General features: G+C 45.0%; 14 protein-coding genes. 8 read left to right on the top strand and 6 right to left on the bottom strand.

The features are described 5' to 3' along the window. Positions 1 to 22 precede the first annotated feature (22 nt). The 6 genes from ACFVRY_RS17745 (at position 23) to ACFVRY_RS17720 (ending at position 16733) form a co-directional block, all read left to right on the top strand. A complete protein-coding gene (locus ACFVRY_RS17745; RefSeq protein ID WP_387501588.1) occupies positions 23 to 7504 on the top strand; it encodes a beta-ketoacyl synthase N-terminal-like domain-containing protein in 7482 nt (2493 codons plus the stop codon). 13 nt (positions 7505 to 7517) lie between these two features. After that, positions 7518 to 12476 carry an SDR family NAD(P)-dependent oxidoreductase gene (locus tag ACFVRY_RS17740; RefSeq protein ID WP_387501587.1) on the top strand — a complete coding sequence of 1653 codons (4959 nt, stop codon included), beginning with the start codon at positions 7518 to 7520 and terminating at the stop codon, positions 12474 to 12476. A 101-nt stretch (positions 12477 to 12577) separates the two neighbouring features. Beyond that, positions 12578 to 13531, top strand: coding sequence for an acyltransferase domain-containing protein (locus tag ACFVRY_RS17735; RefSeq protein WP_387501586.1), 954 nt, complete (start codon positions 12578 to 12580; stop codon positions 13529 to 13531). A gap of 984 nt (positions 13532 to 14515) precedes the next feature. Then, positions 14516 to 14749, top strand: coding sequence for a hypothetical protein (locus ACFVRY_RS17730; RefSeq protein ID WP_387501585.1), 234 nt, complete (start codon positions 14516 to 14518; stop codon positions 14747 to 14749). After that, the gene (locus ACFVRY_RS17725; RefSeq protein WP_387501584.1) at positions 14746 to 15846 is read left to right on the top strand and encodes an MBL fold metallo-hydrolase; all 1101 of its coding nucleotides are present in this window, start codon (positions 14746 to 14748) and stop codon (positions 15844 to 15846) included. Before ACFVRY_RS17730 ends, ACFVRY_RS17725 begins: the two co-directional genes overlap by 4 nt. A 77-nt stretch (positions 15847 to 15923) precedes the next feature. Further along, positions 15924 to 16733 carry an SDR family NAD(P)-dependent oxidoreductase gene (locus ACFVRY_RS17720; protein WP_387501583.1) on the top strand — a complete coding sequence of 270 codons (810 nt, stop codon included), beginning with the start codon at positions 15924 to 15926 and terminating at the stop codon, positions 16731 to 16733. A gap of 64 nt (positions 16734 to 16797) precedes the next feature. Here ACFVRY_RS17720 and ACFVRY_RS17715 read toward each other — a convergent pair whose 3' ends face one another. The 5 genes from ACFVRY_RS17715 to ACFVRY_RS17695 all read right to left on the bottom strand — a co-directional run bounded on the left by ACFVRY_RS17715 (position 16798) and on the right by ACFVRY_RS17695 (position 20420). Next, a complete protein-coding gene (locus ACFVRY_RS17715; RefSeq protein ID WP_387501582.1) occupies positions 16798 to 17091 on the bottom strand; it encodes a hypothetical protein in 294 nt (97 codons plus the stop codon). Then, a complete protein-coding gene (locus tag ACFVRY_RS17710; protein WP_387501581.1) occupies positions 17069 to 18004 on the bottom strand; it encodes a sensor histidine kinase in 936 nt (311 codons plus the stop codon). The genes ACFVRY_RS17715 and ACFVRY_RS17710 overlap by 23 nt, the downstream gene beginning before the upstream one ends. A gap of 10 nt (positions 18005 to 18014) precedes the next feature. Then, positions 18015 to 18734 (bottom strand): hypothetical protein, encoded by a 720-nt coding sequence (locus tag ACFVRY_RS17705; RefSeq protein WP_387501580.1) that lies wholly within the window; start codon positions 18732 to 18734, stop codon positions 18015 to 18017. Continuing rightward, positions 18727 to 19647: an ATP-binding cassette domain-containing protein gene (locus tag ACFVRY_RS17700; RefSeq protein WP_387501579.1), complete on the bottom strand. Its 921-nt coding sequence runs from the start codon at positions 19645 to 19647 to the stop codon at positions 18727 to 18729. Before ACFVRY_RS17700 ends, ACFVRY_RS17705 begins: the two co-directional genes overlap by 8 nt. Positions 19648 to 19727: 80 nt before the next feature. Then, positions 19728 to 20420, bottom strand: a complete 693-nt coding sequence (locus tag ACFVRY_RS17695) for a response regulator transcription factor (RefSeq protein WP_387501578.1) — start codon at positions 20418 to 20420, stop codon at positions 19728 to 19730. A gap of 1152 nt (positions 20421 to 21572) precedes the next feature. On the opposite strand from ACFVRY_RS17695, the gene ACFVRY_RS17690 reads away from it, so the two are divergent. Together ACFVRY_RS17690 and ACFVRY_RS17685 are read left to right on the top strand one after the other, a co-directional pair. Further along, complete coding sequence (locus ACFVRY_RS17690; RefSeq protein WP_387501577.1) at positions 21573 to 22148, top strand: TetR/AcrR family transcriptional regulator; 576 nt, start codon at positions 21573 to 21575, stop codon at positions 22146 to 22148. Between the two features lie 14 nt (positions 22149 to 22162). Beyond that, complete coding sequence (locus ACFVRY_RS17685; RefSeq protein WP_387501576.1) at positions 22163 to 22783, top strand: TetR/AcrR family transcriptional regulator; 621 nt, start codon at positions 22163 to 22165, stop codon at positions 22781 to 22783. Positions 22784 to 22862: 79 nt separating this feature from the next. Here ACFVRY_RS17685 and ACFVRY_RS17680 read toward each other — a convergent pair whose 3' ends face one another. Then, positions 22863 to 24173, bottom strand: a complete 1311-nt coding sequence (locus tag ACFVRY_RS17680) for an LLM class flavin-dependent oxidoreductase (RefSeq protein WP_387501786.1) — start codon at positions 24171 to 24173, stop codon at positions 22863 to 22865. Between the last annotated feature and the right edge of the window lie 183 nt (positions 24174 to 24356).

Below are 24356 nucleotides of genomic sequence, written 5' to 3'. Positions count from 1 at the left end.
GTTAAATCAATCCTTGGAATCGATGAATCAATGGCTTGCTAAATTGCTATGGGGGCAATTGCATACCATGGGATTGTTGACCGAGAATTCTGCTGACAAGGTTTTCTTAGAGGACAAGGGGTTAAAAGACTTGTACCACAAGTGGTTTGAAGAAAGTATTTCTATGCTGGAACGCCATCCACTTCAGGGACTTCGCCCCTCGCGGATAGAGGAAGTCTGGAGTGAATGGGAGAGAAATAAGCCATTCTTGATGCAGAATGAGAACCTGAGTGCCCAGATTGTTCTTGCAGAGACGACCTTGCGAGCGTTACCCAATATTCTTACAAGCAAAGTTCCTGCTACGGATGTAATGTTTCCTAAAGGAACGATGAAGCTTGTAGAAGGGATATATAAGAACAATCTGGTAGCGGATTATTTCAACGAGGTATTATCTAATACGGTGATAAATCTGATCGAGGGATGGCTTCGCAAGGATAAAGGAAGGCAGATACGGATCTTGGAGATTGGAGCAGGCACAGGAGGGACAAGTTCTATGCTCCTTGGCAAGTTGAAAGCCTTTGAACAAGAGATTGAGGAGTACTGTTACACGGATATTTCCAAAGCGTTTCTGAAGCATGGAGAGATTCATTATGGAGAGCAGTATCCGTTTCTTACTTTTAATGTATTGAATATTGAGGAGCCGGTTGGTAAACAAGGCATTGAAGTTGGCGGCTATGATCTGGTCGTGGCTGCCAATGTTTTGCATGCCACCAAGAATATTAGGCAGACAATTCGCAACGCCAAAAGTATCCTAAGGAACAAAGGAGTATTGCTGTTGAACGAGCTTACCGACAGCACTCTATTTACTCACCTTACCTTCGGGTTATTAGATGGATGGTGGAAATACGAGGATAATTCTTACCGTATCCCCGGCTGTCCAGGGCTTTATCCTCAACAATGGAAAAAAGTTCTTGAGATGGAGGGATATGAAGGGATTGGTTTTCCGGCCGAGGACATGGCGGTATACGGCCAACAGATTATAACGGCCTTTAGCGACGGGATCGTTCAGACATATCAACCGGGGAAAGCTGGATGGCCCCTTGCCCATGAAAAAAGAGACAACCTCTATCAACGCCACGGTGGAACGGCTTCTCCTATAAGGGAAGAGGCAAAAAGTGGCGAACAGATCTGGTTTGTGAAGCAAACAATACTCGAGAATATATCGGAAACGTTGAGAATCAATCTCCAGTTGATTGACCATGATAGTTCCTTTGCAGATTTCGGAGTGGATTCGATCACGGGCGTACAGATGGTTCAAAGCATTAATCGTAAGCTTCGGATAACATTGGACAGCACCGATTTGTTTGATTACAGTTCGGTTAATCAATTGGCTGCGTTTATTATGGAGCGGCATAAAGATGCATTAACCGGGCTTTCCATCGCTGATGGCGAAGCAAGGAGGCCATCACTAGCTTTGCCTGAGCGAAAACAGGTAGCAACGGCAACCGGAATGAATCCGTCTCACGCATGGGGACGAAACTCAAGTATGGATGAGAATAGATGGAACTCCCGTGGTGACAAATTACCTGATCCAATCCTAGACTCCAAAGTGTCCTTGGCAAATGTGAAGGACATCCTTCTTCAGAAGGTGTCCTATTACTTGAGGGTGCCGCTTGACATGATTGACCCAGATGATGCCTTTTCGGACTATGGCGTCGATTCGGTTACAGGCGTGCAATTGGTGCAAAGCATCAATAAGGCTTTGCAGATTGAGTTAGAGAATACAGATTTATTTGATTACAATACGGTCAACCAGTTGGCCGCCCAAATCCAATTCTTGCACCGTAAGACACAGAACGATGCGTTTCTCAATAAGTCGGAGAAGCTGGATAAAGTGGTTCCGTCCTATTTCGAATCGGTGGCCAGAGAGCCGGAGATTCCGTTGGCATCACCACTAGGGCAGGAAAAAGGCGGATTTGCCGATCTGCAACCGTCTAGGATCCCTCACAGCGGAAAGAACGCGAAAGAGATAGCGATCATTGGCATGAGTGGACGATTTGCGATGGCTAACAATGTTAACGAGCTATGGGAGCGTTTAGCTAATGGGGAGGATTTGATCGAGGAAGTCAAACGTTGGGATTTGTCCACTTACAATCCCCCTGGGAAAGCTTATTGCAATTATGGCGGTTTTATTGGCAACATGGAGCAATTCGATCCCCTGTTCTTCAACATTACTGGTTTGGAAGGCACGTATATGGATCCTCAGCAGCGAATCTTTTTGGAGGAAGCCTGGACGGCATTGGAAGATGCAGGTTATGCCGGACCGGCTATGAAGAGTAAATCTTGTGGCGTCTACGTAGGCTGCGGCCCCTCCGATTATGTGAAACTGTTGGATGAACAACAGCCTGCTCAAGCTTTTTGGGGCAATGCGAGCTCCATCATTCCGGCTAGAATTGCTTATTATCTCGATTTGCAGGGACCCGCCATCGCAGTGGATACCGCTTGTTCCAGCTCGTTAGCAGCGATTCATTTAGCGTGTCAAGGACTTTGGACAGGGGAGACGGAGATGGCTCTTGCCGGAGGGATATTTCTGCAGGCGACCCCGGATTTCTATATCAGCGCCGGTCGTGCGGGGATGTTATCCCATAAGGGTCGTTGTTTCGCTTTTGACCATCGTGCCGATGGATTTGTTCCGGGAGAAGGAGCGGGCGTCGTGATTCTCAAACGACTTGAGGATGCACTGAATGATGGAGACCATATTTACGGAGTGATCCGAGGCACGGCAATGAATCAAGACGGTTCAACCAACGGAATAACAGCCCCAAGCGCCTTATCCCAAGAAAGATTACAGCAAACCGTATACGATTCGTTTGGTATACATCCCGAGGAGATTCAGATCTTGGAGGCCCATGGGACTGGTACGCAGTTAGGCGATCCCATTGAGTTCAAGGCACTTTCCCGTTCATTCACCAAATATACAGATAAGACGAATTATTGCGCGCTTGGAACTATCAAAAGCAATGTTGGCCACACCCAATATGCGTCCGGTGTTGCTGGCCTGATCAAAATTCTACTTTCCTTGCAGTATAAGCAAATCCTCCCGTCTCTGCAATTCGAGAAGGAGAATGCCAATATTCAATTGAAAGGAAGTCCGTTTTATATCAATCAACATCTAAAACCTTGGTCTGTTCCTTCTGATATAAAACGAAAGGCTGCGATCAGCTCGTTTGGGTTTAGCGGTACAAATGTACATATGGTAATTGAGGAAGCGCCGGAGTTTAAACGTTCTCATGCCTCAAGGCCAGGGTATGTAGTAGTTTTGTCAGGCCGGACCAAAGATCAGTTGCGCCAGCAAGTCTTACAATTGATAAATTATTGTGCAGAGAAGCCTGAGCTGGACTGCGGGAATCTGAGCTTCACCCTATTCGTTGGACGCAAGCATTTCAATCATCGGTTGGCCTGTGTTGTTCAATACCTGCCGGAGCTTATTGCGAATTTGAGAGAATGGTTGATGCATGAAAGCGGACCAAGTGTATTTTCAACGCAGAACCCTGCGAATGATATTCGGCAGGAGGAGCGGGAACGTCTGGAGTTATATGGAAATGAATGTATTGCCAAATGCGGGGAGAAGCTTCGGGATTCAGCTTATATGGAGTATTTAGCTGAGGCTGCTAAACTCTATGTACAAGGGATGGAACTGGAGTTTCAGGGACTCTTTCCGAAGGGAGAGTATACCAGGATTCCTCTTCCCACCTACCCGTTCGGTAGAGAGAGATACTGGGTCTCCCAGATAAAGAGAATAACTAATGAGAACTTCGATAACTTTTCCGAGAAAGCAATGTTTAAGGAAAAAAATCCTGCATCGGAACAGCCCACACTAAGCTATGTTATAAAGCAATGGGAGCGGGCTTCTATAGAATCATCCGCTAAGGAGCAGCGCAGAAACGTTCTCATACTGGCTTCAGAAGAAACTGAACTTTTAGCCCGGCACTTAACCCGGTACATTCCTGGGTCAGACATTGTATATCTCCATGATTTGCATTCTGTGCTTCAACAGCCGGAGCGGACATGGGAATATTATTCCGGATTCATCGACCTTATCGGCTGTGGAAATGGGATTTCAAAGGATATGCAATGGTTATCATGGCTGCAGAAACTGATAGAGTATGGGAGAAGAGAAGGCTTCATGGTGATTTGTGTAACCCGAGGGTTGGAATCCTATGAAAACACAAATATCAATTTGGCCGGAGCATCCCGAGTAGGCTTGTACCGGATGCTCCAAAGTGAGTATAGCTATGTTCGTTCGCGTCATATGGATGGCGACCCTGCAGTAAATGATGCTGATCTTGCAGAGCAAATTATGCGGGAGTTCTCGGCTGATAACGAGGATACAGAGGTCTGTTACCGCGGTGGTGAGAGATACCGGGCATTTCTTCAAGAAGCGGAAGAATATTCCCGCCCCATCATATTGGACCGCAAATTCCCCTCCAATCATGTTCTGTGGATTACGGGCGGGACAAGGGGATTGGGTTTATTGTGTGCCCGGCATTTCGTGAAACATTACGGAGTCAGGCAATTGGTTCTCTCTGGTAAAGAGATTCTTCCTCCGAGGGATCAATGGGATGCTCTCATGGATCAGGATACGAAGATGGCCCGGAAAATCCGCTCCATTCGGGAGATCGAGAGAGAAGGCGTGGAGGTTTTTGTTCAGTCCATCAACTTGGGCGATATTGATTCCATGCGCGCCAGCATGGACAGTGTCAAGCGCTTTATGGGACCGATTGGGGGAGTTATTCATTGTGCGGGAATTGCTGATTTGGAGAATTTAGCGTTTATCCGGAAATCGCCTGAAGCAATGGAACAGGTTCTTCATCCCAAATTGATCGGGTTGGACGTTATGTACGAGATCTTTAAGAATGAACCGTTGCAGTTCTTCATTTTGTACTCTTCCGTTTCTGCGATCATCCCGACACTTGGATCCAGTATTAGCGATTATGCAATGGGCAATGCCTATATGGATTATTTCGCTGAAGCCAAATCCCGCACATGTCCGATCATCAGTATCCAATGGTCAAGTTGGAAAGAAGAGGGCATGGGAGAAGTGTTCACCGTTCCGTACCGGCATACGGGGATGCTCAGTATGAATAACGAAGAGGGCCTAACCGCACTGGATCGAATTTTGGCTTTGAAGAGCCGGACGGTTGTTCTTCCTGCATTGGTAAATCCTGCAGCTTGGGAACCCGGTCGATTGATGTCCTTGCGTAGGCTTAAGGCTGTTAATCTCGACTGGAAGGAGGCCCAGCCTTCTTTTAATAGTCATGATTATGTCCCAAAGGAGATGAGCCGCGACGGGTTGGCCCAGACAATACAAGATTGGCTAATCTCTTTGTTTGCCAAGGAGCTGAGGGTTGATGAATCGGAGTTTGGACCGGATATCCCATTCCAACAGTATGGGATGGACTCTATTCTGTTGGCCCAGGTGATTACAAGAATGGACAATGAGCTGGAAGGTATTGCTCTTGACCCATCAATTATTCTGGAATATCCCACAATAAGAAGCCTAGTAGAGCATTTGATGGAAATGTACCCTGAGGTAGTGAGGATACGACTAGGTAGATCAGCGACATATAGCTTAGCTTCTGACGGTCGATTTCCGGAAGGGGTACAATCTCACGGATTAATGACTGAGGTGAGATTAGCGAACGAGCAGGAACGGGCCGCACCCTCATCTGTGGCGGTGGATAACTTAGTTGGTAAGACAGAGGCTTGGCTTATCTCTTTATTTTCTAATGAATTGAGGATTGATCCTTCTGAAATTCAATTGGATATTCCGTTTCAACAATATGGAATGGACTCTATTCTCTTGGCTCAGGTCGTCACAAGAATGGATTTGGAGTTAAACAATGTGGCGATCGACCCTTCCATTATTCTAGAGTATCCGATCTTGAGGAATCTGGCGGCATATTTATCGCAAACGTATGAAGATGAGTTGAGATTGCGGTTGGGCTTGAATGAGAAGCATCAGGAGCGGATACCTGATGAGTCGCTAGTGCAAGAGCAGCTTGTTTCTACAAATTTTGGTGTAGAGAGGGTTCCCAAGGCTCAAAGAGAGGAAGGCATCAACTGCAAAGATAAAGTAGCGATAGTAGGGATTGGATGTCAATTCCCAGATTCATCTAACAAGCAGGAATATTGGAATAATTTAAAACAGGCAAAAGATAGTATTAAACCGGCGCCCACGAACCGTTGGGACACAGAAAAAGAACATCCTAGTGTAAGAGGAAAAAAGAAAGTCGGGGCGTTTTTGGAGGGAATCGAGGACTTCGATCCTGCGTACTTTCAAATTCCGGAATCTCTGGCAGTCCAGATTGATCCGCTTCAGCGCAAAGTCCTTGAATGCGGGGCAAGCGCTTTGGCTGATGCAGGTTATGAAAAAGAGGAACTGTGGAATAAGCAAGTTGGTGTTTTCATTGGTGCGAGAACGAGTAGCTATTATCAAAAGCTTGGGAAGGTAGATAAAGACACAATTGTTGGGATTGGACAAAACTTCATCGCGGCCCACTTATCTCATTATTACAACTTTAAAGGTCCCAATATGGTTGTCGATACGGCTTGCTCCAGTTCTTTAACGGCCATTCATGTAGCTGCGAAAAGCATTTTGAACGGCGAGAGTGAAATGGCATTGGCCGGAGGAGTGGATATTATCCTGGACGAGTCTATCTACGTTCTGCTAAGTGCTGCCAACATCTTGTCACCTGATGGGAAATGTCAAGCCTTCAGCGCTCATGCCAACGGCATCGGAGTGGGGGAAGGCTGCGGGATTGTTATTTTAAAATCTCTCGAGCAAGCGATTCTAGACAATGATAGAATCTATGGCGTTATTGACGGTTCTGCGATCAATAATGACGGAAACACCATGGGCATCACTACTCCGAATCCCGAGGCTCAGAGGGAGTTGATCGAGAAAGCTATTGCTGACGCCCGGATTGATCCCAGTACTATTAGCTATGTTGAGACCCATGGGACAGGAACTTTAATCGGTGATCCGATAGAATTGAAAGCATTGAAGAACGTGTTCTCCAAATATACGGACAGACAGCATTTTTGCGGAGTAGGCAGCGTTAAGAGTAATATTGGCCATTCGATTTGCGCTGCAGGCATTGCCAGTTTTATTAAGGTTTTATTGTCGATGGTTCATGAAGAGTTGCCGGCAACTTTGCATTGCGATACTCCGAATCCGAGGTTTAACTTTGAAGATTCTCCCTTCTATATTGTGCAAGAGCATCAAAAGTGGACTTGTCCCGGGGTGGTTTTGAGGGCCGGTATCAGTTCATTTGGTCTCGGCGGAAACAACGCCCATATCATTGTTAGTAATGAAGGAATTCCGGATACACATCGTGCTTCCCTTGTACCCCCAAAAAATGAGATTCCATTTCTTCGCAAGAGATATTGGCCGGAACCGCAGAGAAAGGAAGAACTGGATAAGGAATTCACAGCATTTTTTGAAGTCCTGGAAGTTGAATAGAGGAGGCTAGTCTATGAGAAAGCCAAAGACGTTTATGCAAAAATTGCATAATGACAATTTCATTGTGCGGGATCATAGGGTTCATGGCGTGCGGACCTTGCCAGGTATTGCGTTGCTGGAGATGATTTACCGTTTGTCAGACATCCATATCGGGACGATGAAGATCGAGTTGAGACAGATTTTATTCAAGCAGCCGGTAGTGACATCGGAAGCATTTGACCGCCATATCTTTGTCACATTCTCTCCTTTGCCAAACCATTGGAGGATTACGATAACCAGTAAGAAAGTGAAGAATGGGATAGAACTGGAGACTCAGCCAACGGAGAATATGGAGTGTTTATTGGACGTTATAGATGAGCAGGCACAGAAACCTCAGCCCATGGACCTCCCAATGTTCATTCAAAATTCGGAAGAACAATGGGATATGGATGAAATGTATGAGGTGGTGCGTAAGAGCGGGGTTCAGCATGATGATTTCATGAAAACTTTGGGAAGAGTGTACCAAAGGGGAAATGATGAGGTCATGCAACTACAACTTAGCGAACTTGCGTACCGATATTTCGACGCATTCTATGCACATGTGGCCTTCCTTGACGGAGCATCCATGGCCGGCATGTCTTTCAGCATAAACGGCACGCAGAATTGGATCAACGAGGACCGATCTACTTATTTGCCGATATCCATAGGGCGATTCTGCATTAATCGGAAGCTTACGAGAACAGTGTTTACCCACACAATAGAGAGGGCGCCGACAAGCGTTCTCCCTATCAACCCTGATATTGTATCCCGGGATATCACGGTCTATGACGAATCTGGAGAAGTGCTGGTAGAATTTGAGAAATTTAGCGTGAAGCGGATTAGGGAATCCAATGTCATCCAGAGCCTAGAAGAGAACCGGTCAACTAGTTCCTTCCAACATCCTTTATTGATAACAGGGCAAGAGCCTGTTTTGGAGTCGTCTTTCCGATTGGAACAAAAGCAACGGATTACCGCATATCTGATTGGTATCATTGCGAAGGTTAACACCGAAACGAATATAGTCAGCACGAGTGAAGGGTTCTATGAACTGGGATTGGATTCGATTCAATTGCTAGGGTTGGTAAGGGTATTGGAAGAAAAGCTAAACACATCCTTATACCCAACCCTGCTGTTCGAATACTCTACGATTGACAGACTGGCGGTATATTTACTTGAGAACCATGAGAATGCCTTTTCTGCAATCGGCGATATGCCAACGGAGGAGTCTGATGTAAAGGGGAAGGCTCAGCCGGCCCTTCCTTTAAGTCCTCAGGATTCCAGTGTTGCTAAAAAGCATACTCAGGCTTACTTGATTGGGGTTATAGCCGAAGCGTTGCAAATTCATCCGGACCACATCTGTACAAGCGATGGGTTCTATGAATTGGGATTGGATTCGGTTAAATTACTGGGTTTAGTTAAAGTATTGGAAGCGAGGATCAAAGGGACATTATATCCAACCTTGCTGTTTGAATACACAACTATCGACAGTTTATCGGATTACTTATTGGAGCATTACGAAAGTGCATTTTCCCACTGTGAGGAAGCGACTGTGAATGGGACGAAATCTCCAGAAAGTTCTATTCAGGAAGATCTGGGGGAAACTATATATTTGGATCGTAAGTGGGTAAAGCGAGAGATTCAGCGAAGAGAGAGCTCAGTTAGGCGGCACCATGTAGTCATACTCTACGATTATCCCACTGAGTTAATGGTTGATGAGCAATATTTTGATGAATTTTATCGGCTCCATTCTGGTCAACCGGACGAAACGTTGCAATTCGAAGATAAGTTGAAGCAGGTGATGTTATATATCCAGTCCATCATGAAGAGAAAGGCAAATGAACAAATCCTGTTGCAGATTGTTTCCGTTGATGGAAGCCCATATGTTTTTGCGTTGGAAGGCTTGTTGAAGACGCTATATCTGGAGAATCCGAAGTTTCATAGTCAAATCATCAAGCTAGAGCCGAGTTTAGAGCAGTCATCCAACAAGCTAATGGCCGAATGGCTTAAGCGGGAGGCTAATGCTCATGAAGAAGGTAACATTGCCTTATGGCACAGGATGGATACCGGTGAATGTTTAATTCAAGAATACAATGAAGTTCATCCCAAGATAAGCGACCCTTTGTACAAAAGAGATGGGGTATATGTGATCACGGGCGGATTGGGCGGCTTGGGGATTCAGGTGGCAAACCACCTTGCATCCCGAGAGAGGGTAAAGATCGCTTTGATTGGTCGATCTAAGCCAGATCAACATAAAAGTCAGATGATTCGAGAATGGATAAAAATGGGTTCGGAAGTATTGTTTTTTGAATCGGATATTAGCAAAGAATCGGATGTGAAGAATACAATCGATTCAATCCGTATGCAATGGGGAACGATCACAGGAATTTTTCATTGTGCAGGCGTAATCAAGGATAAAATCATTCTTCAAAAGCATGCCTATGAGATTTCCGAAGTGTTCGCTCCGAAAGTGCGCGGATTTCGCCATTTAGATCAAGCCACACAAGAAGACAATCTGGATTGGTTTGTGGTCTTCTCCTCCGTGTCGGCCATTACCGGAAATCTTGGACAGGCCGATTATTCCAGTGTGAATGGCTGTTTGGATTTGGTAGCGGCGGAACGGCAAACAAAGGTGGACGTTGGAGAGCGTAGCGGACGGACGATTACATTGAATTGGCCTTTATGGCAGGAGGGTGGAATGCAGATCGATGAGAACATTCAACAGATGTTCTATCGCTCAAGAGGAAATCGCGCTCTTCCGACAAAAGTAGGGCTTCAAGCTATGGATAACATATTGGCACATTCGTTGACCCAAGCCATCATCTTGTACGGTGACGGAGATAAAATTAGAAGGGACTTCCTCCAATCCGGGTCATCCGATGATCGTAGGAACACTCTCTTGGAAGAAACCATAAGCTCGGGGACCGACGAGGACATTGTTATCATTGGTTTGTCGGGCAAATATCCCATGGCGAACAATATTGACGAGTTCTATAACAATCTGGAAAAAGGGAAAGACTGCATTTCCTCTATTCCAAAGGAACGTTGGGAGAACAATTACTTAAACTATGATGTAGAGCAATACTATAAATATGGCGGATTTTTGGATAGAATTGATGAATTTGATCCCATGTTTTTTAACATTTCTGCTGCGCAGGCAGAGAGGATGGACCCTCAAGCCAGACAATTCTTGCAAGTCGCATGGGAGGCTTGTGAAGATGCGGGTTTCCTGATAAACAGGAACAAGCACGAATTTCCTTCTTCTAGCGATCGAAGCGTAGGTGTCTTCGCCGGAGTATTCTGGAATACCTATGAGCTTTTTAGCGCGGAAATGACGCAGCGCGGAAATCCATTGGCTTTTGGCGTTTCTGCTGCGTCCATTGCCAACATGGTATCCTATACATTCAATTTCCATGGCCCTTCTATATCCATCGATTCCATGTGTTCCTCCTCTTTGACAGCGATTCATATGGCAAGTGAAAGCATTAAGCGGGGAGAGTGTCAATATGCGATTGCTGGGGGAGTAAATCTTGTGACACACCCCCATAAGTACCTGTTCCTGCACCAGGCTCAGTTTCTGTCATCGGATGGTCGTTGTCGTAGCTTTGGAAGTGGCGGAGACGGCTATGTTCCGGGGGAAGGAGTAGGAGCGATACTTTTGGCAAAACGATCTCAGGCGGAGGAGGGCGGATATCCGATATACGGAGTGATCAAGGGTTCGGCCATCAATCATGCCGGTAAGACATCAGGAGCTACGGTTCCAGATCCGGTTGCCCAGTCGGAAGTTATTGCGGACGCCATAGCCCGATCAGGCATCAATCCTAGGACGATTAGTTATGTGGAAGCCCATGGAACGGGCACTTCATTAGGTGATCCCATCGAAGTGCACGGCCTCGAACGGGCGTTTGGCAAGTGGTTCCCAGAAAAACAATATTGTGCTATAGGGTCGGTAAAATCAAATATTGGTCACACGGAAGCGGCGGCTGGTATTGCGGGAGTAACCAAAGTCCTTATGCAAATGAAGCATAAAACCTTTTTCCCTTCGTTGCATGCAAAAGAACTAAATCCTTACATATCATTTGAGGATACGCCTTTTTTCGTTCAACGCGACCGTGCAGAGTGGGCTAGACCGGAGATTGAAATTTCTGGGGAAAAGAAGGTCTATCCAAGGCGGGCAGGCATAAGCTCCTTTGGAGCAAATGGAAGTAATGCCCATTTAATTATAGAAGAATATATAGAAACCAGCCCCGAAAGTTGTAGAGGAGTGGGGAGTTTTTATGAGTATTACCTTGTGCCTTTATCGGCCAAAAGTAAACGAGCTTTACAAATATATGCGCAAAAGTTGCTCCAATACTTTGAGAAATGGCAGATGAAGAATGATGCAGTATTATGCCCACCGGAGGATATCCACCAGCTGTTGAGGGAGGCTGCTTTTACACTCCAAACGGGACGGGAAGAGATGAAATGTAGGGTAGCTTTTGTTTCTGCTTCTCTGGAAGAATTGATGCATAAGTTGGAATGCTATTGCAATGATGAACCGAGGAAAGATTATTGGTTCGAGGGGGATGGATCTAGCCATCAGCAAAACAACAAATCAGTAGCTCCCACAAATTCGGTGCAAAATATGGATAATATAGGCGATTGGAATGCTATGGCCGATTGGTGGACGGCAGGTAATTCGGTGGATTGGAACCTCCTGTATGGTTCTTATCGGCCGAACCGCATCCATTTGCCGACCTATCCCTTCGCTAAAGAAAGGTACTGGGTTCCTAAGGAAGAAGCGAGAAGCTCTGAAGAAAATCGGAAAATGCTAGCCTCTCCAGAAGCCGATCATCCTCTGCTGCTGCATACTGCCGGGATGGGAACAGAAGGGGTTATGACTTTATCAAATCTGTCAAAACCGGAAAGTAAGGGAGAGAATTGCTGGAATATTGCTTGGCTGCGTGAAGACGGCTAATGGAAGGGTTGAACATGGAACTGCTTGATCTGGTAGAATTGGTACTTTGTACTTTCTTCGTAAGAATTGAAATTGTTTAACTAATCGAAAGGAGATGCCAGATGAGTGATCGTAGAAGCACAGTATTCTTGTACTCCGGACAAGGATCCCAATATTACCGCATGGGCGAGCCATTTTATCGCAATAATCCCATCTTTCGTGACTGCCTGGAGAAGTTGAATCATGAATTCGTAAGGCTTACCGGCCGGTCTGCGTTGGAAGAACTGTATCATCCGAATAAGAAAATCGGCGAACCATTCAAGAGAACGCTCTACACTCACGCCTCCATCTTCATGGTGGAATATGCACTGACTCAGGTACTATTGGAGAATGATATCATTCCCGACGCCGTAGCTGGATCCAGCTTAGGGGATTTTGTTGCTGCGGTAACTGCAAACGTATGGTCTTGGCAAACTGCGCTGGAAGCGATCGTCGTGCAAGCACAGCTCCTGGAAACCCATTGCCGGCTTGGCGGGATGCTCGCAGTGTTTGAGAATCATCTATTATTCCATACTAGTCCAGATCTGTACAGAAACTGTGAGATTGCAGCTGTTAACAATGATAACCATTTTATCGTAGCGGGGTCTCAAGAAGGATTGCTACGGGTTCAAGAGTATTTGGGCCAACAGGGCATTATTTTCGTACCCTTGCCTGTTGAATATGGCTTCCATTCCTCCGACGTGGATTCTATCGGAAATGATTACCAGAGGATTATAGAGGCATACAGCTACCGCTCTCCCTCTATACCTTGGATATCTGGTTTGTATGGGAAAGAGACAAGGGTTGCAGAGAGGGATTTTTTCTGGCAAGTCATCCGCAGACCTATCGATGTCGCCGGAACGATCAAGGAATTGCTCAGGTTATTTCCCCGGAGTTTATTCGTCGATTTAAGTCCTTCCGGAACTTTTATTAATTTGATGAAGCCTTTTATGGGCGAACAGAAGCCAGAAGTTATTTCTTTGCTTTCTCCATTCCACTCGAACACAACCCACCTGGACCAACTATTGTTACGATAGATTTCATAGGGAATGGTCTCAGAGGAGGTACCTAGTAATGAGACAGGTATCACTAGTAATTGCTTAGAAGTTTTGAGACATTGCCGATCTTTTGATTAATAATGGCGGCTATCCCGCTATGGTTGTCGGCTACGTATTACAATAAAGGCGCACCGGTGAGACTAAGGGCTGGGTGCTTAGATCATCGTAATGGAAACCGATAAGTTAAAGTGGCACGCTCTATTTTGACTTCTCTGAGTTTTAAGCGGGTTTTAGATTCGTCTTCTTGGACTTTTTTTCTTTCCAAATAGCGTATCCGACCCGAATTCGAGTCTTCTCACCAGTATCTTGCCTAATCAGATGAGTTCATTGGGTTTATATCCGATGAGCTTATTTGTTGTATTTTAGATAATCATTTATCTAGAAAAAATGAGATTTTCTAACTCTAATCCAGGTTGTAGTAAACATTTGCTGTTGTTGAACAGTCAGGGGGATCGGCCCACTCCTAAACGGCTTCCATCACTACACCATTTGTAAATAACAAGCTTGCGAAGCTATACTAAAGATCCGTGGGATCTGCCTCACCGTAAGTTAAAGGAGTGGGAAGTTTTGCTCATTGACCAGGTGGTGGGAACTTATTGATATTACGATCGTGACGTCATTTCTCGGCTTGTCGCCAGGTGGTAAGAACTAAATGGTACTCATCGCCAAGGAAGTTGAAAACGCCGATCTGTCGATCGTAACGCTTTACCAGCTCTTTCGAACATTATTTATCTTTTTCGCAGTGTCACCTGTGTTGAAGCTGGTTTTCCGGTCGATGTTAAAAGAAAAAAGGGTTACGAGTTAAGTCAAACCGGCTACAAAGCTACCGTTATAAACGTCGGACTTAGGGGGAGAGCACTTTGTTTACAATTAAGGAGGCATCGGGAAAATTAAATTGAGCTGCTCACACGATCTAATTTTACGATAAAGAAGGACTATTGCCTAACATTCGCAGGGGCGATGATGGCAACCGTATGTTCGAACAAAGAAGCTCATCAAGAAGAGATCAAGCGGAAGCAGCGTGTGCTGGGTGAGGACTTGGAAGTCGTTAGCCAGAAGCTTGAAGTGTATAACAATATCGAAAAGGGTGGCTTTGTTGTTATTAAAGACCTTGCCTTGGAGTGCACTTTAAGATGTAAACTGGAACTGTTAAAAAATAACGTTCATCGGAATAAGAAAGCAGGAGAGACTGGATGAAATATGTAATAATCTTGTTCGCACTCGCATTAGTAATTTTCTTAATCTTGAATTATTATCCTCCTCTTGGTGGAAAAAGTTCAGCGGACACTCAGCAGCGGATTCATGAATCTGCTAACTTTGTCGATGGGAAGTTTCGCAATCAAATACCGACATCGATGGATTATAGTCTAAAAGATACCGCTGGAGCCCTATACGACACGATAAAAGGAAACCCGGATGGTCGGCCAAAGGTAAAACTTCCGACGGAGCGTTTTGATGCAAAAGCCTTTTCGGAAAGTCCCGAGGATCAAGTGATCTGGTTTGGTCATTCGACTCTATTGCTGAAGACAAATGGAGTGAAGATGCTGCTGGACCCGGTGTTCAGTAAATATGCCTCCCCGGTTTCTTTCGCAGGACCAAAGCGATACAGCTATGATCTTCCAGCACAAATTGAGGAGTTACCCGACATTGATGTGGTCTTGATCTCGCATGATCATTATGATCACCTGGACTATGCTTCTATCCGTAAGCTGAAAGGAAAGGTCAAACAATTTATTGTTCCATTAGGGGTCGCCGGACATTTGACGAAATGGGGCGTAGATCCGGCCAAGATTCAAGAGCTCGATTGGTGGGAAGAGGCGTCGTACCAAGGGCTAACCGTTGTTAGCACACCGGCAAGACATTTCTCTGGCCGCGGCACCCGTTCTGGGTCTACTTTATGGAGTTCCTGGGTTATTAAAGGTGAACAATCAAATGTATATTTTAGCGGGGATAGTGGTTATGGGCCACACTTTAAGGAAATTGGCAATAAATACGGTCCGTTCGATCTTGCCCTCATAGAAACAGGTCAATATGATGTGAAATGGGCCAACATTCATATGGTTCCTGAAGAGTCCGTACAAGCGAGTCTCGATGTACAGAGCAAAGTAATGGTTCCTATTCACTGGGGAGGCTTCACGCTGGCATTGCACACTTGGACAAACCCGATTGAGCGGGCGAAGGCAGCTGCGGGTGAGCGTGGTGTAGCTTTGGCTACGCCTAAAATTGGAGAAAAGGTGATTATCGGTTCTAATGAATTTCCTTCTTCAAACTGGTGGGAATCCATTAAAAAATAGTGCTTGCCTTAAAGTGAACTTTAAGGGTTACGATGACTTACGAGCCAAGCTCAATTCGTGATCTGGAGGGAATACACATGAGTCAAACCATTTTAATCACAGGCACATCAACAGGCTTCGGCAAAGAATTGGTTCTTCAATTCGCCAAGCGTGAATGGAACGTCGTCGCCACCATGCGGGAACCATCGAAAGCTGCCGCTGAATTTAGTCAATATAGTAATGTACAAGTTCTGGCCCTGGATATTACGAATCAGGAAATGACCAACGAGGTTGTAGAGGCGGTAACACGTCAATATGGACGCATTGATGTATTGCTCAATAATGCCGGATATGCGCAAGCAGGTATTTTTGAAGAAGTATCTGTTGACCAAGCCCGTCAGCAATATGAAACCAATGTGTTTGGTGTAATGACCACCATTCAAGCCGTTCTCCCACAAATGCGGGAAAATCGCTCGGGTCATATTATCAATATCTCTTCGATGGGCGGCGTACAAAGCTTGCCAACGCTGTCTATCTACTGTAGCTCCAAAGCAGCGCTTGAAAGCCTGAGTGAAGGTCTGGCGGCAGAAGTTAAGGATCTGGGCATCAAGCTCACGCTGGTCGAACCTGCAGGATTCAAAACAGGCTTCCAAGCCAATACTCAGGAAATTACAAGCAGTATCCCAGACTATCAACCACTGTATGATTGGTATAATGATCTTGCTGAGACCGCGCCTTATGGCGATGTTGAGAAAGCAATGTCAGCCGTTGCCGATATCGCCGGCGCAGACAATCCTCCGAGAAGACTGGCGCTTGGTAGCATGGGTCTCGTGATGGCGCGTACGCAGCTGAACGGGATGCTTGAGGAATATGACAAGTGGGAACACATTACTGCAAGCGCGGATTAATTTAAAGAAAGAGGAGTGGATCATTCATCCGCTCCTCTTTTGCATAATAAGCATACACAATATTTTATTTATAAAAGCTAGTAATTATAGTAATGACAACATTGATCGTTGTACCGAGACACAGTAAGGTGCCGATTTTCGCTCCCCAATCTTTGAGATGATTTAGCCCCAAGAGGATGCCTGGCACCGTAAGAATCAAGACAGCTAGAGTTAAAATCTTCTGGTCATGAAATCCAATCTTGTTCCCTAGAGTTTCAATGACAGGCACGCCATTCATGCTAGATAACCAGAGTATCGACAGGAATCCCAGATATAGCGCCCAGGTCCCAGTTCCCCTACTTGCTTTTTGCTTCTTCATTGTTATATTCCTCACTCTCAATATTCCAAAAAATTGTAATTGTGAAAATCCCTTCGGCATAGTCCGCCTTAATGTTATGACCCATCTGTGACAGCAGCGTTTTACAAATGGAAAGCCCGAGTCCAGTGCTGTCATTTGTTCGGCTGCTGCTTGTCGTATATGACCGGTCGAACACATGAGATAACTCTTGTTTTGTAATGACCTCACTTCCATTTGAAAAGGACATCACGATGGAGCCAGACTCGACCTTACTATCCACTAGTAATTTATTTTTCCCATGCTTCTTGGCATTTTGGAGCACATTCTCGATGACCCGATGTACAGCGTTAGCATCTGCAACAACCTTTGGGGCAGCAGGAGGAAGAGAAGCTTCCACTTGAAAGCCAGAGGCTTCAAAATCGTCATAGACTTCGGCCAGTAAGTTCAGACCAATCTCGTTGACATCGATTAAAGTGGATTCAAGAGCGTATTCTCCTTCATCCAAGCGGGATAAATCGTAGAAATCCGCTATGAGACGATGGAGCGAGCGGGCCCTTTTTTCTACAATGCGAAGATAGTTCGCTTGTTCCTGATGGGTTACTTTACCCTGATTCAACATGTGTAGATAGCCTAGAATGGCTGTTAACGGTGTTCGCATATCGTGAGAAATATTAGAGATTCCTTGATGAAATTTCTTTTCATTCCATTGATAAGAACGCGCCATCTGTTCCTTGGCATGAATAAGCCGATTAATCTCAATGACAAGCTCCTGATTCAGCTTAGAGGGAAAGCTCATCGTGACGAGTTGGGATCGTTCTTCGTTGTTCAGTTGTCTGAGTTTTTGCATCAGCCGCCGCGTCTGGGAGACCTGTAGGCCATAGAGGATGGCAAATAAGCAGGCTGCCGCACCTAAAACGATCGTCACAATGAGCATATCGGTCTCCTTAAAGTTCTTTTTTGCGGAATAAGAAACTGCCAATCCCTAATAGCACGAGAACACAAACCACCGGGATGGTGAGCATCACAATCTGCAGCGTTACAGAGGGTGCACTGTTCTCAGCCACCGGATTTAGGAAAGTCAGCACTCTGCTAAAACCAGGGAAAGTTGAGCCCAGCAAGTGACTGATATTAGAAAGCACCGTACTGCTCAGAATACATACCAAGATCAGTGAAGCCGTCTTTTGGATCAGAACACTTAGCATCTGGAATAAGGCGAGATAGGCAGCGATACTCAGAAAATAAGAAATCATCGTCGTGGATACCATCTCTTGAAGCAAAGTGCTCCCATCTGCTGTACCGAAGCTATAAAAGACTGAAGCCATGGTAGAAGCGGAGCAGAGTATCCACATGAGCAATAAGAGCAGGAGTCCGCTGAAATATTTGGAGATAAAGATGGTCGTTCGTGTGATGCCACTGGTTGTATCATTTTTATATAGGCCTAGCTGCATATCTTCTCGGAATGTGTATTCTGTAATGATTAGCGTGATAAAGAAAAAGGCTACATACATAATGCCTGGAACGACATGGACAACGATGGATGGGGCATAATGACTGCTTACACCAATGATCAGCAAGGCCGGAACGGCAATCAAGATGAAGCACCATACCAAGAATGACAAGCGGGTACCGATACGATATAAATCAGCTTTACAATAATTAAGCATTTGAACGCTCTCCTAACAAGCTCATGAAGTAATCCTCCAGATCTTTTCTTTCTTCTGTTAATGAGAATACGTCTACGCCGTTTTCGTTGAGTTCCCGATTCATCTGTTCCGGATGGTCCACTTGATCGTAACAGCGAATAATATTCTGGGGAAAAACTTTATAATTCTTATAACCACAGATGTCGAGAACCGTGGATGCCTTCGCAGTGTTACTGACTTTGATGACTAGTGCCCCCTTGGACTGTGCCTCGAGTTCTTTTGCGCTAATCTGCTCGATCAGTATCCCGTTGTCAATGAATCCATAATGGGTGGCTACCGAGCTAAGCTCCTTCAATATATGGCTGGAGATCAGAATGGTAACACCCTGTTCTTGATTAAGCTTCAGGATCAAGTCCCTAATCTGTGAGATCCCCAAAGGATCAAGGCCGTTCGTAGGTTCATCCAGCACCAGAAACTCCGGTTTACCAAGCAGCGCACGCGCAATGCCTAGCCGCTCTTTCATACCTAAGGAGAACTGGGAGAATTTCTTACGGCCTGTATCGCTGAGACCCACAAATTCCAGTAACTCGTCCAGCTCACCGGTAATAGGAATCCCTTTTTTCATACAATAGATTTTCAAATTTTTCTTTGCTGAAAGGTTCGGATAAAACGTGGGGGATTCAATTACACAGCCGATGCGTGTGCGGCTCTCTTCTAGCTTTCGGGAATCACCGTTTCCAAACAAAGACAGCGATCCCGATGTTGGGTAACTCTGACCACAGATGAGTCTCATCAATGTGGTTTTCCCTGCTCCGTTCTTCCCGACTAGACCATAGATCTGACCTTTTTCAATATTTAAGGAACAATCCATTAGCGCAAAAGAAGAGCTATATTTTTTAGATAATCCATTCGTAGCGACGATGTTTTCACTCATGACCATACCTCCTTCGATGTACTTATCTTAGCGAACGAAGAATACAAGAGCATGAAGGAATTCTGAAGACTTTCTGAAGTTCACGGGTTTAAGCGATAACCAATGCCACGCACGGTTTTGATGTATTCCTCGCGATCGTATTGGGCGATTTTACTGCGAATACGACTGATATGTACGTCTACCGTATTATCTTCACCTAAAAACTCCTGCTTCCAGCAAGAAGTGAAAATATTCGAACGGGTAAATACCCGCTCTGGATGCTGAAGAAAGAGGGTAAGGATCTGATATTCAAGCGATGTGAGGTCGATGGGTGTTCCGTTCATGCTTACCGTCATTGTTGCTGTGTTACATTCACAATTTTTATGACGAAGCAATGTAGCGGAGGAGGAGGTATTGCTTTTAGAAAAAATTTGGCTTCTTCGGAGTTGTGCCTCTACACGAGCCAATACTTCTTCATTTTCAAAAGGTTTTGCGATGAAGTCATCCGCTCCTAGACGCAGCGTGGCTACACGAGCATCCGTACCCAGCATGGCGGAGATGACGATGATGGGTATCGTATGCTGTTCCCGGATCGTTGTTATCAACGACTTCCCGTCCATTCCAGGCAGCATCAAATCCAGCAATAGACAATCGAAGGTCTCATGCTTCATCAGCAAATGGCCTTCCGAGCCTGAATAAGCGCTAGTGACGGTGTAGCCGTTATCCTTCAGTATTTGTGCAAGCAGCTGATTTATATCCATATCATCCTCAACGATTAGAATGCGGTAGCTCATGAATGTGTTCTCCTTTATCCGTTTCAAGTATAGATAAGCACGTTAAATTGTAGGGAATATGCGATGAAATTGCAAAGTGCATGAGTATAAGGTGAACATAAGATTCAAACATACGTCTCGGCGTCATTCCGGTGAAGTTTGGACTTCCGGTCGCTGTTGTGCCCAGATTTCTTCGATTAAACCGCGTTTCGCGGTTGAAATCCGGGCACAGCCTATGCTTCCGATGCTAGCTTTCCTGTGGAAAGCTTTCAGGCGAACGCTGCGCTCCTACAGTTCCAATCTTCCCCTCCATTCCTTCTCTTCTTTTGTTCATCGGATATAGTTTGCATCTGCGGGCAAAAAAGCCTTATTTATGCAATATGCAATTCATGCATAGATAAGGGTAGTTAGGGCGTTTTTCAATTTTAGTTGGTATTGAAATCGGTGGATATACTATCTCTTTCCAGTGCGCAAATCCATAATTTAACGTACTCACTTGTCCGAGACAACTGTAAGCATCGAAACCTAGCGGCAAGTGAAGTATTTATGTATCTGCGTTGTTCCTTGATTCTTCAGAACAAGATTCATGGTAGCTGCTCTATCCTATATAGCTTATTTTGAAGATCATAGTAGCGATTAAGCGGTGATCCTGAGAAAGCAGCCTATCCATCGTTCAATTTGGCCTTACGAACGCTATGTTTCTGGAAGTCACGAGACATTATCTCCATTTTGAGTTATAGGTGTGTTATGTAACACCTTATCCAGCGTGCAACCAACAACGATTGTTCAGATCTGTTCTTTAAGCAAGAACTTATAAAGGTGTTGTGTTTAGAAATTGTTATATAAGATGAACAAAAGAAAAACAAGAGGCGAGGAGGAACGAAGGGGGAAGTTTGGAACTGTAGGAGCGGTAGCGACCGCCTGAAAGCTTTCCGCAGGAAAGCTCGCATCGGAAGCACAGGCTGTCTCCAGATTTCAACCGCAATCAGCGGTACAATGGAAAGAAATCTGGAGACAACAGCGGCCGGAAGTCCAAACATTCCACCGTAGTGACGACCAAGCCTTAAGTTTAAAGCTTAAATTCGTCTTTTATAGTCTGATCTTATATACAGTTGTTGCTAACACAACATTTCTATATAATTGTTGGAAAGATAGTTACGAGGTGAAATGAGTATGCCAATATCTGAAGTGAATGCCTCTGACCCGCGCGTGATTAGAACACGGCAATTAATTATCGACGCTTATATTGATTTGCTGACCACAAAGGAGTTTAACGCCATTACTGTCAGTGATATTTCCAAGCTGGCGACGATCAACAGAGCGACTTTTTATGCGCATTTTACAGATAAATTTTCCCTTACCGATAGTTATTTTTCAGCTTCCTTTATGGATTTTGTCAATAAAAGGGTCGGTTCAGAAGCGGATTTATCGGAAGAAACGATTAAGCTTATCGTGATCTCTTTATGCGAATATCATGTAACTACAAATCAGATTTGTAAGCGAAATTATGAAGCGATTGCCTCTTACGTGGAAAAAGATATAAAAGCCTATCTTGAAGACATTATTTTTAAAATTATGGTTAATGACTGCAAAGATACCGCTGAAGATACCTTGCGAATCGCGGCGAATATCTTGACTTGGTCGATCTATGGTATCACTTATCGCTGGAATATGGAGAAACGGCCGGAGACGCCGCAAGAGTTTGCGGTGAAAATTTTGCCCATTTTAAAGGGCGGATATTTCGATTGATTGGAGATTATGGAATGCCCAGAAATCATGAAAAAGATGTTCAACTCCGTGAGGAGCGAAAAAAACAGATCTTAAAATCGGCCTTGCCACTATTTGTTGATAACGGGCTTCAGGGCACGACGATCAGCGAAATTGCGAAGGCAGCAGGCATGAGCAAAGGTCTGATCTATAACTATTTTGAGTCGAAAATAGAGTTATACAGTATTTTGGCCGCTGATATCTTAGGCATTTCCGAACAAGACGCGCATCATCTCCTGTATGAGTTGGAAGGCACTCCATGGGACAGGCTTTGTCAATTGGCTAAGGATGTAGTTATCATACAGAAATCTAAATTAGCCGGAGATGCCGTTGAGATGCAATTTAATCTGGCCTTTTCCATGCAGTTTCTAAGTTTTGAACAGTTGCCTGAGCCCTATAAGAGCGACGTGGATAAAGCCTATAGCTTTAGACGACAAACCATTGCGAAATTGATCGAGCAGGGGCAAAACGCCGGGCAATTCATCGAAGGTGATCCTTACCGGCTATCGATTCATTTTGCCTCGATCGTGAATGGTATGTTCATGGAGAATACTAGGAGTGAAGGGCTCTTTGATGAGAGTAATGTAGAGCAGGCACTGAAGCTCTTTCTTCGCTAGTAGGCGCTACATACATAAAAACCGTGAATCTCCTTGATTACCAAGGGCTTCACGGTTTTTTGACGTATTCATTAGGGAATTAATTTGTTACATAATGGTTCTGTGGAATATTTAAGCCCAGATTCCCTCTAAGTGTATCACTGTCATACTCTGTTCGGAACAAACCACGTTCTTGCAGAATCGGAACCACTTGAGTTAAGAAGTCATCCATGCCAAAAGGACCAAAGGGAACGAGCATGAACCCGTCTGCGGCGCCTGCTTCAAACCATTCTTGCAACGTATTTGCGACCTGTTCAGGCGTTCCCATAAACGGACTGCGTGGTGTAGTAGCTTCTAAAGCAAGCTGGCGAAGCGATATACCACTTTTCAGAGCTTCGGTAAAGCTCTTTAGTGAACCTTGTTGAGTCGGTACAAGATCGAGCAAGTTCAATGCGGGCTCATCCAGCGGATACTGCGTTAAATCATGGTGGTTAAAAAAGCGGCTGGTATATTTAAGGGCATCCGTAATCGTGACTAAGCTCGCCATTTCCTGATATTTCTGCTCCGCTTCCTCTGCGGTTCTGCCCACAACTGGAGCGATGCTTGGGAAGACGAGAATATCGTCTGCTGATCTACTGAAGGTCTCCGCTCTTCTTCTCATATCCTTTCTAAAAGCAATCGATTCTGTGATCGTTTTGGGGATGCAATAGATGGCATCGGCTTGCTCTGCTGCAAAGTTGCGACCTACTTCCGATGTTCCCGCTTGAAAAATAACCGGTTGGCCCTGCGGTGAACGTTCAATGCTAAGCGGTCCTTTGACGGAAAAAAACTCACCTTTATGATTCAGCGTATGCATTTTCGCTGGGTCAAAAAACACTCCGCTTTCCTTATCGCGTACGAATGCATCCTCTTCCCAGGATGACCATAATCCTTTTGTAACTTCTAGAAATTCTGTGGCCAATTTGTACTTCGCATCATGTTCGATTTGCTTTTTGTTGTAATTATCTGCTGCACCGTCCAGCGTACCGGAGGTCACCACATTCCAGCCGGCTCTTCCCCCGCTAATTTTATCAAGGGTTCCAAACTGGCGTGCTATTGTAAAAGGTTCGCTGAAGGTTGACGATACGGTCCCGACTAGACCAATGTTGGAGGTTACTGTGGCTAAGGCACTTAGTAGCGAGACAGGTTCAAAGCGATTTAAAAAATGGGGCAGTGACTGTTCTGTAATGTACAAGCCGTCCGCAATAAAGATGGCATCCAACAGGGCAGACTCCGCTTTTTTGGCCCACTGCTTATACAGCTCGAAATTCACGCTGGCGTCCGGCTGAGCATCAGGATGTCTCCATTCAGAAATACTGTCCCCAACGCCGCGCAAATTTACGGCCAGTTTTATTTGTTTTCGACTCACAATGATTCCTCCCACTATTTGATCAACTAAGAGAATGAGTATACTCGGATTAAAGTGCAGCTACACCCACAGATTGACCGTTCGTTTAATTTGTGGATCATTATAGCTTGCTTCCCGCCTGGCTGTCAATTTGAACATTTGGTATTGAAATAACTAATTTGAATTAAAAAAATTTAAAATTGACAG

Source organism: Paenibacillus sp. NPDC057934 (genome assembly GCF_042887565.1).
Taxonomy (GTDB): Bacteria; Bacillota; Bacilli; order Paenibacillales; family Paenibacillaceae; genus Paenibacillus_AQ.
The sequence above is the reverse complement of the archived record's forward strand: the minus strand, read 5'-3'. Positions and strand labels throughout refer to the sequence as shown.